This is a genomic window from Actinomyces sp. Z16 (genome assembly GCF_003111765.1).
Classification (GTDB): Bacteria; Actinomycetota; Actinomycetes; order Actinomycetales; family Actinomycetaceae; genus Actinomyces; species Actinomyces glycerinitolerans.
This window is the reverse complement of record NZ_CP027862.1, coordinates 1,961,686-1,974,646: the sequence shown is the minus strand read 5'-3', so window position 1 is coordinate 1,974,646 and position 12,961 is coordinate 1,961,686. Positions and strand designations below refer to the sequence as shown.

General features: G+C 70.3%; 10 protein-coding genes. 4 read left to right on the top strand and 6 right to left on the bottom strand.

What is annotated here, in order from left to right; all coding sequences use genetic code 11:
• Positions 1–77 precede the first annotated feature (77 nt).
• The 3 genes from C3B71_RS08135 to C3B71_RS08125 all read left to right on the top strand — a co-directional run bounded on the left by C3B71_RS08135 (position 78) and on the right by C3B71_RS08125 (position 5,722).
• Positions 78–1,409 carry a glutamine synthetase family protein gene (locus tag C3B71_RS08135; RefSeq protein WP_108967299.1) on the top strand — a complete coding sequence of 444 codons (1,332 nt, stop codon included), beginning with the start codon at positions 78–80 and terminating at the stop codon, positions 1,407–1,409.
• An 81-nt stretch (positions 1,410–1,490) separates the two neighbouring features.
• Positions 1,491–5,024, top strand: coding sequence for a bifunctional [glutamine synthetase] adenylyltransferase/[glutamine synthetase]-adenylyl-L-tyrosine phosphorylase (locus C3B71_RS08130; protein ID WP_108969711.1), 3,534 nt, complete (start codon positions 1,491–1,493; stop codon positions 5,022–5,024).
• Positions 5,025–5,071: 47 nt separating this feature from the next.
• Entirely contained in the window at positions 5,072–5,722 is a 651-nt protein-coding gene (locus tag C3B71_RS08125) for a histidine phosphatase family protein (protein ID WP_108967297.1), read from the top strand.
• A 52-nt stretch (positions 5,723–5,774) separates the two neighbouring features.
• On the opposite strand, the gene C3B71_RS08120 is transcribed toward C3B71_RS08125, so the two are convergent.
• The 6 genes from C3B71_RS08120 to lipA all read right to left on the bottom strand — a co-directional run bounded on the left by C3B71_RS08120 (position 5,775) and on the right by lipA (position 12,078).
• Positions 5,775–6,584: an amino acid ABC transporter ATP-binding protein gene (locus tag C3B71_RS08120; protein ID WP_108969709.1), complete on the bottom strand. Its 810-nt coding sequence runs from the start codon at positions 6,582–6,584 to the stop codon at positions 5,775–5,777.
• A gap of 5 nt (positions 6,585–6,589) precedes the next feature.
• Positions 6,590–7,522 (bottom strand): amino acid ABC transporter permease, encoded by a 933-nt coding sequence (locus C3B71_RS08115; protein WP_395994445.1) that lies wholly within the window; start codon positions 7,520–7,522, stop codon positions 6,590–6,592.
• Between the two features lie 77 nt (positions 7,523–7,599).
• Entirely contained in the window at positions 7,600–8,547 is a 948-nt protein-coding gene (locus C3B71_RS08110; protein WP_108967295.1) for an ABC transporter substrate-binding protein, read from the bottom strand.
• A gap of 97 nt (positions 8,548–8,644) precedes the next feature.
• Positions 8,645–10,069: a type I glutamate--ammonia ligase gene (gene glnA / locus C3B71_RS08105; RefSeq protein WP_108967293.1), complete on the bottom strand. Its 1,425-nt coding sequence runs from the start codon at positions 10,067–10,069 to the stop codon at positions 8,645–8,647.
• Positions 10,070–10,248: 179 nt separating this feature from the next.
• Positions 10,249–10,971, bottom strand: a complete 723-nt coding sequence (locus C3B71_RS08100) for a DUF4191 domain-containing protein (RefSeq protein WP_073331810.1) — start codon at positions 10,969–10,971, stop codon at positions 10,249–10,251.
• Between the two features lie 36 nt (positions 10,972–11,007).
• A complete protein-coding gene (gene lipA / locus C3B71_RS08095; RefSeq protein WP_108967290.1) occupies positions 11,008–12,078 on the bottom strand; it encodes a lipoyl synthase in 1,071 nt (356 codons plus the stop codon).
• 153 nt (positions 12,079–12,231) lie between these two features.
• Between lipA and lipB the strand changes: the two genes are divergently transcribed.
• Complete coding sequence (gene lipB, locus C3B71_RS08090; protein WP_108967288.1) at positions 12,232–12,918, top strand: lipoyl(octanoyl) transferase LipB; 687 nt, start codon at positions 12,232–12,234, stop codon at positions 12,916–12,918.
• The last annotated feature ends 43 nt before the right edge of the window (positions 12,919–12,961 follow it).

Genomic DNA, 12,961 nt, shown 5'->3' with positions numbered 1-12,961 from the left:
CCGAGGAAGCCCGCGGTGGCCGGACCCGCAGACCGCACCGGTCCACACCGCCCGCGCAAGGAGGCAACGCCAGCATTATGGACAAGCAGCAGGAATACGTACTGCGCGCCATCGAGGAACGCGACATCCGCTTCATCCGCCTGTGGTTCACCGACGTGCTCGGCCAGCTGAAGTCGGTCGCAATCGCGCCCGCCGAGGTTGAGGGCGCCTTCGAGGAGGGCATCGGCTTCGACGGCTCGGCCATTGAGGGACTCACCCGCGTGTATGAGTCGGACATGCTGCTGTCCCCGGACCCTTCCACCTTCCAGATGCTGCCGTGGCGGGAGGAGGTTAACAGCGTCGCCCGCATGTTCTGCGATGTGCTCACCCCGGATGGCGAGCCTGCCCGCACCGATCCGCGCGCCGTGCTCGAACGCCAGCTGGCCCGCGTCGCCGACGCCGGCTTCACCTGCTACGTGCACCCCGAGATCGAGTTCTATCTGGTGGGTCGCGACAGTGACGGTCGCATCGTCCCCACCGACCACGCCGGCTACTTCGACCACGTGCCCGGCGGCACCGCGCACGAGTTCCGCCGCCACGCCATCCTCATGCTCGAGCAGATGGGCATTTCGGTGGAGTTCTCCCACCACGAGGGCGGACCCGGCCAGAACGAGATTGACCTGCGCTTCGCCGACGCGCTGTCTATGGCCGACAACATCATGACCTTCCGCGCCGTGGTCCAGGAGGTCGCCCTGCAGGAGGGGTGCGAGGCCACGTTCATGCCTAAGCCCTTTGTCGGCCAGCCCGGAAGCGGTATGCACACGCACTTTTCCCTGTACGAGGGCGACCACAACGCCTTCCACGACCCGTCCGGGCAGTACCAGCTATCCGCCACCGGGCGTGCGTTCGTCGCCGGTCTGCTGCACCACGCCACCGAGATCTGTGCGGTGACCAACCAGCACGTGAACTCTTACAAGCGCCTGTGGGGCGGCGACGAGGCCCCCAGCTACGTGTGCTGGGGCCACAACAACCGCTCCGCCCTGGTGCGTGTCCCCATGCACAAGCCCGGCAAGGCTCAGTCCGCCCGCGTCGAGTTCCGGGGCATCGACTCCTCCGCGAACCCCTACCTGGCCTTCGCCGTGATTCTCGCCGCGGGCATGAAGGGGATCGAGGAGGGGTATGAGCTCCCCGCCGAGGCGGAGGACACCGTTTGGGCCCTGTCCGAGTTGGAGCGCAAGTCGTTGGGCATCGGTGCGCTGCCCACCTCGCTGAAGAGCGCCGTGGCCGCCATGGCCGAATCCGACCTGGTCGCCGACACGCTGGGGGAGGACGCTTTCGAGTTCTTCCGCCGCAACAAGCGCCGCGAGTACCTGGCCTACGACGCGCAGGTGACCGACTTCGAACTCAGCCAGTTCTTCCCGAGACTGTGATTACCCGTGCCCACCAACCGTGAACTAGGGCAGCAGCATCGGGGTCCTCGCCCCGACACGCCCACCGATCGCGGCCCGGCCCTGACCGGGCACGGCCCGTGGCCCAGCACACGCGCCCGGCTTCTGTGGGCAGGCTTCACCGAGGTGGATCGCGCCTACGGCCTGCTCATCGACCCGGCGTTGGCGCCCCTGCTGCCCGCCGTGTCCCCGGCGCCCGACGCCGACACCGGGGAGCTGCCTGCCCTCGACCCGGCCCGTGTAAGGCTGGTGGACGAGCTCGGCCGCACCGCCGACCCGGACCTGGCCCTGCTCGCCCTGGTCCGCCTGGCGGAGGCATGCACGGTCATCGGCGGCCCAGAAACCGCCACCGAGCCCACTGCGGAGCCGGAAACCGTGCACTCCGACGCCGTCGCCGACGGCGTGGGCGCTCCTGCTCGCACGCTTGCGCGGCTGCTGCGCCTGGACACAGTCGCTGAGCCGACAGACACGGGAGACCCCGACGCTGAGGCGGACCTCGACCCAGACGAACAGGAACTCGTGGGCCACCGCGGTCGCCTGCTGGCGGTGCTCGGCGCCTCCCAGGCGCTCGGAGACTTCCTGATCTCCCACCCCGAGCACCTGGACGCCCTCGCCCCCGCGCACGCCTGGGACGCCCCCGGCCAGCCCAAAGCCGCCATCGGCCTGCACGACGCCGTCGCCGCCGTGCTTGTAGACGCCCCCACCCCCCTTCCCGAGGCGTTTACCGGCCGCGCCATCAGCGCCTTGCGCGTGGCCTACCGTGACCGCCTGCTCGCCGTGGTCGCCGACGACCTGACCGCCGCAAGCCCACTGGCGCACCTGCCCACCGTGGGCGGGCGCATGTCAGACCTGGCCGACGCCGCCCTGGAGGCCGCCCTGACCATCGCCCGCGCCGTCGTGGGACCCGCCGCCGCGGACGTGGCCATGGCGATCATCGCCATGGGTAAGACGGGCGCACGCGAACTGAACTACATCTCCGACGTCGACGTCGTCTACGTGGTCGGCCCCGCCCACCGGGACGACGGCGGGCCTGCGGCGGACTCCGACGCCGCGGCGGACGAGGAGAACATCCTGCGGGTGGGGGCACAGATCGCCACCGAGATCGCCCGCATCACCTCCGCGTCGGGCGCCGAGCCACCCCTGTGGCCGCTGGACACCGCGCTGCGCCCCGAGGGCAAGGACGGCGCCCTGGTGCGCACCCTGGACTCGCACCTGGCCTACTACCAGCGCTGGGCCTCCTCGTGGGAGTTCCAGGCACTGCTCAAGGCGCGCGCCTGCGCCGGCGACCGGCAGCTCGGCGCCGCCTATGAGGCCGGTGTCGCGCCCCTGGTGTGGTCGGCCAGCCAGCGGGAGAACTTCGTCGACGACGCGCGCGCCATGCGCCGCCGGGTCGAGTCCGAGTCCGCACAGCCGGGTTCCGACGACCGCCGCATCAAACTCGGCCCCGGCGGCCTGCGGGACGTGGAGTTCACCGTGCAGCTGCTGCAACTGGTGCACGGCCGTGCCGACGCGCGCCTGCGCGTGCGCGGAACCCTGGATGGGCTTCAGCAGCTCTCCGCCGGCGGCTACGTGGGGCGCGCGGACGCGGCCGAACTGGCCGACTGCTATCGGATGCTGCGGCTGCTGGAGCACCGCGCCCAACTTCTGCGCATGCGCCGTACCCACGACCTGCCGGCCGCCGATGCAGATCTGCGCCGCATCGGGCGGGGTATCGACCGCAGGCGGTTGAAGGACGCCGATGCGGTGCGCAAGCTCTTCCACCGGGTGCGCCGCCGGGTGCGGGCCCTGCACGAGGAGATCTACTACCGGCCGCTGCTCAGCGCCGCCGCCAGCCTGACCACGGAGGAACTGAGCCTCACCCCCGCCGCCGCGCGCGAGCGCCTCGCGGCCTTCGGCTACCTCGACCCCGACGGCGCGTTGCACCACATCCAGGCGCTCACCGAGGGCGTCAGTCGCCGCGCCGCCATTCAGCGTCAGCTGCTGCCCGTGATCATCGGCTGGATCGGGCAGGGCCCCGACCCCGACCACGGCCTGCTGTCCTTCCGCCGCCTGTCGGAGTCCATCGGCGGCTCCCACTGGTACCTGGCCATGCTGCGGGACTCTCCGGTGGCCGCCCGCCGCCTGTGCCAGGTGCTATCCGGTGCTCGCTGGACCACCGACCGGCTCGCCGAGCGTCCGGAGTCGATCGCCTGGCTCGACGACGACGCCGAACTGGCCGCCCGCCCGCCCGGCGCGATCTGCTCCGAGACGGAACGGGTACTGCGGCGCCGCTCCTTCACCGCCACGGACCCTGCCGGCATCGAGCAGCAGGCCGCGGAGGCGATCCGCGCGGTCATGGGGGTGCGCACGCGTGAGCTGATCCGCGCCGCCCTGGCCGACTCACTCGACGGCGTGGACCCCGCTCGCACCGCCCGCATCCTCGGCGACGCCACCGACGCGGTCCTGGGGGCCGCCCTGACGGTGGCCACCGGCTTGGTGATCGCGCAGCGGGACGGGCCGGCCGCCGTCGCCGCCGGCCCCGATGCCGAGGGCGCCTGGCCCGGTGCCGCCGCCCGTCACGCGCTGATCGCCATGGGGCGCCTGGGCGGACGGGAGATCACCTACACCTCCGACGCCGATGTGCTGTTCGTACACGAGCCGCGGCCCGGCGCCGACCCGGACGTGGCCGCCGCCGAGGCGGAGGCGGTCGCGAAATGGGTGACCCGGCTGCTGGCCCAGGCGCGCCCGCACCCGCTCGAGGTGGACACCGGGCTGCGCCCCGAGGGGCGCCAGGGGCCGGTCTCCCGCTCCCTGGACTCCTACGCCGAGTACTACCAGCGCTGGGGGGCCGTGTGGGAGCGGCAGGCGCTGCTGCGCGCCCGGCCCTGCGCCGGCGACCGCGACCTGGGAGCGCGCTTCGAGGCGCTCATCGACCCGCTGCGCTGGAGCCCGGACGGGCTCGACGACGCCGGGCTGCGGGAGATCCGCCGCCTGAAGGCCCGCATGGAGGCCGAGCGGCTGCCGCGCGGCGCCGATCCCAGTCGGCACGTCAAGCTTGGTCCCGGGGGCCTGTCCGACGTCGAATGGTCCGCGCAGGTGCTGCAACTGACCCGGGCGGCGCAGGTGCCCGGACTGCGCACCACCTCCACGCTGGAGGCCCTGTCCGCCGCTACCCGGGCGGGCCTGCTCGGCGTCGACGAGGCCGGCAAGCTCACCGCCGCCTGGGTTCTGGCCTCCCGGGTGCGGGCCGCCACCGTGCTGGGAACCGGCCGCGAGGGGGCCAGTCGGGTGGAGGTACTGCCCACGGAGCCGCGCGAGATTCGCCTGGTCGGCCGGCTGCTGGGGCTGCCCGCCGGCAGCGAACGGGACCTGGAGGACATCTACCGGCGCACCGCCCGGCACGCCCGGCGCGTGGTGGAGCACGTCGTCTTCGGCGACGCCGTCCCGGCGCGGCCGGCCCCGCCCACGACCGCCGCGGGGACGCGCTCGGCGGGCCGGCGCGGGAAGAATGGTCAGGCACGCATGGGCGACACCGGAGGCGCCGCCGGCAGCGGTGGGAGTGTCAGGCCCCGTCCCCCCAGACGCCCCCGCGGCGCCGGACCCTACCCCTGGTCCTGAACGGTCCTGACGTCGCCCTCGGCCCGCGAGCCTGGCAGTATAGGCTCGTGAAGCTTCTGCTAGTCCGACACGGCCGCACCATTGCCAACGTCGCCGGCGCCCTGGATACCGCCTTCCCCGGCAACTCGCTGGACGCCGTCGGGGTGGAGCAGGCCTCGCTGCTGCCGGGGCGCCTGGAGTCCAGTGGGGACCTGGATGCCATCTCCTCACTGTGGGTGTCCCCGATCCAGCGGGCCCGGGAGACGATCGCTCCCATTGAGCAGGCGACCGGCCTGGCCGCCCGTATCCGCCCCGGCCTGCGCGAGGTATTGGCCGGCGACATCGAGATGAACACGGACATCCGCTCCGTGGCCTGCTACACCGACACTACCCGCTCCTGGATGGTGGGGCGTATGGCCGCGCGGATCCCCGGCAGCCCGGAGGACGGGGCGGACACCTTCGCGCGCTTCAACGGCGTGGTGGAGGAGATCTACAACTCCACCCGCGCCGGCGGCACCGCTCTGCTGGTGGCGCACGGCACCATCCTGCGTCTGTGGACGGCGCTGGCGGCGGCGGTCGGCGGGGGAGCGGACCCCGCCTGGATCGCCGAGCACCCCATGCGCAACACGGCGGTCAGCGTGGTCGAGGGCGACCCGCATTCGGGTTGGCGGCTGGTCGACTGGGACGAGGGCACCTGGCGGGCCGAGGCCGTCGGCTAGTGCAACCCGCCGACCCGGACGTCTCACGGCAGCGGTTGGTGCCGCCGGCCGGTTACAGCACGGAGGACAGGAAGGCCCGGGTGCGCTCCTGAGTGGGGTGATCGAGCACGTCGATGGGGTTGCCGGACTCGCACACGAGGCCGCCGTCCATGAAGACCAGCTGGTCGCCGACCTCCCGGGCGAAGCCCATCTCGTGGGTGACCACCACCATGGTCATGCCGTCGGCGGCCAGGTCCTTCATCACCTGGAGCACTTCTCCGACCAGCTCCGGGTCCAGGGCGGAGGTGGGCTCGTCGAAGAGCATCAGCTCTGGGTCCATGGCGAGCGCCCGAGCGATTGCCACGCGCTGCTGCTGCCCGCCGGACAACTGTGAGGGGTAGTGGTCAAGCCGGTCGCCCAGCCCCACCCGATCCAGTAGCTGGATGCCGCGTGCGCGGGCCTGGTCCTTGGGTACGTGACGCACGTGGACGGGCGCCTCAATGACATTCTCCAGCGCGGTCATATGCGGGAACAGGTTGAAGCGCTGGAAGACCATGCCGATCTTGGAGCGCTGGGCGGCGCGCTGCTTGTCCGTCAGGGCGTGCAGCCGTACGGAGCCGTCGGGGCGCTGCTCCTCCCGCATGCCGATCAGCTCGCCGTCGACCCACACGCGCCCGGCGTCGATGGTCTCCAGCTCGTTGATGCAGCGCAGCAGCGTGGACTTGCCGGACCCGGACGGGCCCACCAGCACGGTCACGGAGCCGGGCTCGACCGTCAGGTCGATGCCCTTGAGCACGTGCAGCTCCCCGAAGAACTTGTGCAGTCCGGCGATGCGGACCTTGGGCGTACCCGGCGGGACGGGCTGGGCGGTGTTCGAGTTCATGCTGCTCACGGGGTGACCTCCAGGAAGGGGGAGTCCTTGGTGGTGTGGGAGTCGAGGATGGCCTGCTGGCGGGCTGACAGGCCGCGGCCCGCGCGGCTCCCGGCGGCGGCGGTGGACCCGTCGAAGCCGCGGCCGTAGTAGCGCTCAATGAAGTGCTGGCCGACCATCAGGATGGAGGTGATGATGATGTACCACAGGGCCGCCACGATCAGCAGCGGGATGGTCTGGTAGGTGTAGGAGGCGTAGGAGTTGGTGACGAAGGTCAGATCCAGCGTGAAGGGGACGGCCAGTACCAGCGAGGTGGTCTTGAGCATGGAGATGGTCTCGTTGCCGGTGGGCGGCACGATCACGCGCATGGCCTGCGGCAGGACGATGCGGCGCAGGATCTGCCCTCGGCTCATGCCCAGTGCGCCGGCCGCCTCGGTCTGGCCGGGATCCACGCTGGCCAGGCCGGAGCGCACGATCTCCGACAGGTAGGCGCCCTCGTTGATTCCCAGCCCCAGCACGGCGGCGACGAACGGCGTGAACACCGCCGTGGTGCGGAAGGTGATCAGCTCCGGCCCGAAGGGAACCCCCAGGCTCAGGTACTGGTACAGGGCGGACAGCGCCCCCCAGAACACCAGCTGCGTGTAGATCGGGGTGCCGCGGAAGAACCACAGGTACGCCAGCGACACGCCGCGCAGCACCGGGTTCGACGACTGGCGCATGACCGCCGTCGTCACCGCCAGCACGATGCCGATCAGCATCGCCAGGAACGTCAGCAGCAGCGTCCAACCGACCGCCCGCACCACGTGCACCTCGCGGAAGAAGAACCAGACGGTGCCCCAGTGGAACTTCTCATTGGTCACCAGGGCGTGGATGAGCATCGCACCGAGGATGGCGACGATGGTGGCGCTGATCCACGTGCCGGGCCGGGGAACCGGCTTCAGACGGTTCAACTGGACCGGTTGGTCGGGGCCGGGGACGGCCGTGGCAGAAGGGGATTGGGTGGGCTGGGGAGGTCTCAAGGTGGTGATCACTGCTCCACGTTCGGGTTCAGCTCGGCGGTGGTGAGCGCGGCGTCCTCAATGCCCCAGGCGTCCAGGATCTCCTCCCAAGTGCCGGAGTCCATGAGGTACTGGACGGCCGCCTGGATGGCGGCGTTGAACTGCGGATCGTCCTTGGCCAGGACGATGGCCTGGGGGAGTGCGTCCTCGATCTCGCCGACGGTCTCCACCCCGCCGTCGGTCAGTTCGATGGCGTAGCCGGCCACGGTCGAATCGGAGTAGACGGCGTCGATCACGTGCCCCATCAGACCGGTGGTCGCCTCCGACTGGGTCGAGTAGGAACGTACGGCGATGGCCGGCAAGCCCGCCTCGGTGCAGGCGGCGGAGTCGGCGTTCATGGCCTCCTCCTGGGCGGTGCCGGTCTGCACGCCGATGGTCAGGCCGCACAGGTTCAGGTGGTCGGAGGGGTCCACGCCCTCCGGATTGCTGGCGACCACGTTGAAGCGGGAGCCGACGTTGATGTAGGCGATCATGTCCATGGCCGACTCGCGCTCGGCGGTGACGGTGAAGGAGGAGATGCCGGCGTCGTACTTGGAGCCGACGGCGGCGATGATGGAGTCGAACTCCGCCGTGTGGGTGGTCGAGTCGACGCCCAGCACGGCGGCGATGGCCTTGGTCAGATCGACGTCGTAGCCGATGGCGGTGCCGTCGGTGTCCAGGAACTCGGCGGGCGCATAGTCGGTGGAGGCGGCCACGTCGAGCACGCCGTCGGCCAGGGCGCCTTCGGGGAGCATGTCGATGATGTCCTGCTGAGCCTGGATGCCGGAGGTGTCATAGCCCGTGAAGGCGGCGGCGTCGCCGGTCTGGGTGGCCTTCCAATCGGCGGCGTCGGTACAGGCGGTCAGCGGCACCGTCGCCGTCAGCGCCAGGCACAGCCCGGCGGCGACGCGCGCGCTCAAGGTGCGTGCGGATCTCATGCGGCTCCTTCGAATCGAGGACTACGGCCGCCGCCAGGATATCCACATCAGAGCATAGATATGCAAATGGTTGGGGCGGGCCGGCACGAGAGGCCGCTCACAGGTCGTAGTACAGCTCGAACTCGTAGGGGTGGGGGCGCTGGCGCATCGGGGCGATCTCGTTGGTGCGCTTGTAGTCCACCCAGGTCTCGATCAGGTCGGGGGTGAAGACGTCGCCCTCGCCCAGGTAGTCGTGGTCGGCCTCCAGCGCCTCCAGCGTCTCATCCAGCGTGCCCGGGAGCTTGTCGATGTCGTGGTAGTCCTCGGGGGCCAGCTCGTACAGGTCCTTGTCCACGGGCTCGCGTGGCTCGATGCGGTTGCGGATGCCGTCGATGCCGGCCATGAGCGTGGCGGCGAAGGCCAGGTAGGGGTTCGCCGACGGGTCGGGCACGCGGTACTCGATCCGCTTGGCCTTGGGGGAGGAGCCGGTCACCGGGATGCGGATGCAGGCGGAGCGGTTGCGCGCCGAGTACACCAGGTTCACCGGCGCCTCGAAGCCCGGCACCAGCCGGTGGAAGGAGTTGACCGACGGGTTGGTGAAGGCCAGCAGGCTGGGGGCGTGACGCAGGATGCCGCCGATGTACCAGCGTGCCAGGTCGGAGAGCTGCCCGTAGCCGCGCTCGTCGAAGAACAGCGGCTTGCCGTCCTTCCACAGGGAGTGGTGTGTGTGCATGCCCGAGCCGTTGTCGCCGAAGATCGGCTTGGGCATGAAGGTGGCGGTCTTGCCGTTGCGCCAGGCCTCGTTCTTGACGATGTACTTGAACTTCATCATGTCGTCGCCGGCGGCGAGTAGGGAGGCGAAGCGGTAGTTGATCTCCTGCTGCCCGGCGGTGCCGACCTCGTGGTGGGCGCGTTCGATGTCGAGGCCGGACTGAATGCAGGTGCGCACGATGCGATCGCGAATGTCGGCCATCTGGTCGTTGGGCGATACGGGGAAGTAGCCGCCCTTGAAGGCGGTCTTGTAGCCCTTGTTGCCGCCGGGCTCGTCACGGCCGGTGTTCCAGGCCGCCTCGGCGGAGTCGATCAGGTAGCGGGTGGAGGCGGGCGTGGTCTCGTACTGAATGGAGTCGAACAGGTAGAACTCGGCTTCCGCGCCGATGTAGCAGGTGTCGGCGATGCCCGTGGAACGCAGGTAGTCCTCCGCCTTGGCGGCGATCGAACGGGGATCGCGGGCGTAGACCTCGTCGGTGAAGGGATCCACGATCGAGAAGTTGATTACCAGTGTGCGCTGCTCACGGAAGGGGTCCAGGAAGGCGGTGGTGACGTCCGGGATGAGCTTCATGTCCGACTCGTGGATGGCGGTGAAGCCGCGGATGGAGGAACCGTCGAACATGAGCCCCTCGGTGAGCGCCTCATCCTTGAAGGCGGCAACCGGAATGGTGAAGTGCTGCATCACGCCGGGCAGGTCGCAGAAGCGCACATCAACCAGCTGCACATCCTCCTTCTCGATGTAGGCCAGCGCTTCCGCAGCGTCACTGAACATGTGGTCCCTCCGTCAGGGTGTGCGTGTTGTATGCCCGAAAGATCCCGGGCGTGGGTATGCAGGCTAGGTGGGCGCGGTGTCGTGGCGGTGCCGCGAATATGTCCGCCGTGTTTCGGCTGCATGGCCGAGCCGGTCCGCAGACTTGCGGAGCGCCAGCCTCGGGCGGGCGCGGCGGCGGTTCAGTGGCCGCGTATGGCGCGGCGGTCCGGACGAATGTTGTTCGGGTCCATGTACTTCGGGATGGGCAGGCCCTTGGAGGACAGGGACGACAGCCGCTTGGCGACCCGGTCGATCTCGGTGTTGGTCAGCTTGGTGGGCTTAGTGGGCAGGCGCCGCAACTCGCGCTCGAGGTGGATCAGGCGTGTCTGCCCCTCCGCGGTGCCCACGCTGATCACGTGCACCGGAACCGTGGACAGGATGCGCCGCAGCACCTTCTTCTCATCCTCAACCAGGCGCTGGGTACGACCCGGCGCACCCTCGGCCACCAGCACGATGCCCGGGCGTCCCACCAGGCGCCATACGAAGTCCTGGCCCTTGGGGCTGAAGGCGACCGGATCCGACTCCACGTACCAGCCGCGGCCCGCCTGATCGAGCACGGCCTTGACCGCACCGGGGTGGCCTTCGATCTGCATGTAGGAGGCACGGCGGGTGGCCAGTGAGAGAACCACCATGTCCGCCATGAGCGCCAGCAGCACGCCCATCAGCAGCCAGTACCACAGCGCCTGGCTGGTGACGGCGGACAGCGCAACGGCCAGTGCCACCAGGGCCACCAGGATGCCTAGCAGGGCCCAGCCGATCCACGGATAGCTGCGCCGTGAGATCGTGTAGGAGTCTTTGACGTTCTGGGCGACCTGTGCGAGGCGCCGCTTCTTCTTCGGCTGGGCGCTCTGGGCTGTGCTCACGATCCCACCTTAGCCGACGACGGCGCACGCCGTCCCTCAGGAGGCGGCCCGGCCCACCGGGCTCGGCGTCGCCCGGTCGGCCGCGGAGCGTGCGGCGGTCCCGGCGGCGAGCAGGGCGGCGGCCTCCTGGCGGGCCGTACTCGGCTCGGCCAGGTCGCGCATGTTGGCGGGAATCTCCCGGCCCGTGGCACGCATCGCCCGCGCCCACAGCATCCCCGAGCGGTAGGAGGAGCGCACCATGGGTCCGCTCATGACCGCATCGATGCCCCGGTCCTCCGCGAGCGCCGCCAGCTCGAGGAACTCCTGCGGCTTGACCCACCGGTCGACCGGATGGTGCAGCTTGGACGGGCGCAGGTACTGGGTCAGGGTCAGGATGTTGACACCGACCGAGACGAGGTCCGCGATTGCCTGCTCGATCTCCTCGCGGATCTCGCCCATCCCCAGGATCAGATTCGATTTGGTCAGCAGTCCGGCCTGCGACGCGCGCGCGAGGACGTCCAGGCTGCCGGCGTAGGAGAAGGCGGGGCGGATCTGCTTGAAGATGCGCGGCACGGTCTCCAGGTTGTGGGCGAACACCTCCGGGCGGGAGGAGAAGACCTCCTGCAGCGACTCCGGGTGGCCCCTGAAGTCGGGCACCAGCAGTTCAATGCCGCAGCCGGGCACTTGTTCGTGCACCTGGCGGGCGGTCTCCGCGTACAGCCAGGCGCCGCCGTCGGGCAGGTCGTCGCGGCTCACCCCGGTAACGGTGGCGTAGCGCAGGCGCATCTCCCTGATTGAAGCGGCCACCCGGGCCGGCTCGTCCGGGTCGTACTCGGTGGGACGGCCGGTGGCGATGTCGCAGAAGTCGCAGCGGCGGGTGCAAATGCTTCCGCCCACGAGGAAGGACGCCTCGCGGTCGTTCCAGCACTCGTAGACGTTGGGGCAGTTGGCTTCGGCGCAGACCGTGTGCAGGCCGTGGCTGCGCACCAGGCCGCGCACATCCTGGTAGGTGTCGGTCACCACGGCGCGGGTGCGCAGCCAGCCGGGCTTGCGTTCGATCGGCGTCTGGGCGTTGCGGGCCTCCACACGCAGCAGGCGGCGGCCCTCAGGGGCGACGGCGTCGGGCACTGGAACTCCTCCCGTAGGACCATTGGCGTAGGACCATCGGCCCGTAGTCTATGCGGTCCGCCCCGGTCGTCACTCATCCGCCACCCCGCGTCGCTACCGGCACGAGCAACGCACCCCCGCACGGGTCTCATCTAGGCTGGTGAGGTGCATGGATTGGGACGCGTCGACGTCGGTTTGGGGACCCGCCTGGTGCCCTTTGACGAGGGCTTGGCGCTTCAGCGCGCCGTGCACGCCGACGTCGCCGCAGGCCGCCGTCCCGCGACGGTGCTGCTGCTCGAGCACGAGAGCGTCTACACGGTGGGGCGGCGCACGCACTCATGGGAGCGTCCGGCCGGCCCGCTGGCTGGGCCCGAGCGCGTGCCGGTGGTGGACGTAGACCGCGGCGGAAAGGTGACTTGGCACGGTCCCGGGCAATTGACCGTCTACCCGATCATTCGCCTGGCCGAGCCGATCGACGTGATCAAGTATGTGCGCGCCCTGGAGGCGGCGGTGATGGACGTATGCGCCGACCTCGGCGTGACCACTATGCGTGTGCCGGAGCGCTCGGGGGTGTGGGTGCCGCCGGGCCGACAACCGGGCCGCGGCGAGGCGCGCGAGTGCAAGGTCTGCGCCCTGGGGGTGCGGGTGGCGCGCGGCACCACCATGCACGGTATCGGCCTGAACGTGGACCCCGACCTGGCCGCATTCGACCTGGACCGGATCATCCCCTGCGGCATTACCGACGCCGGGGTCACCTCGTTGACAGCCGTGACCGGCATCCACTACGCGACGGCCGAACTGGCCGATCCGGTGATGGCGGCGCTGGAGACCCACTTGACTCCACTCATGGCCGACGCCTAGCCCGGAGCCGTGGCGATGGATGCTGCGTGGTCGCCCGCCGGGC

What these genes read in the sequence shown, in the direction of transcription:
- C3B71_RS08135 (WP_108967299.1), top strand. Translation starts at nt 78, where the DNA reads ATGGACAAGCAGCAGGAATACGTACTGCGCGCCATCGAGGAACGCGAC.
- C3B71_RS08120 (WP_108969709.1), bottom strand. Translation starts at nt 6,584, where the DNA reads ATGAACTCGAACACCGCCCAGCCCGTCCCGCCGGGTACGCCCAAGGTC.
- C3B71_RS08110 (WP_108967295.1), bottom strand. Translation starts at nt 8,547, where the DNA reads ATGAGATCCGCACGCACCTTGAGCGCGCGCGTCGCCGCCGGGCTGTGC.
- glnA (WP_108967293.1), bottom strand. Translation starts at nt 10,069, where the DNA reads ATGTTCAGTGACGCTGCGGAAGCGCTGGCCTACATCGAGAAGGAGGAT.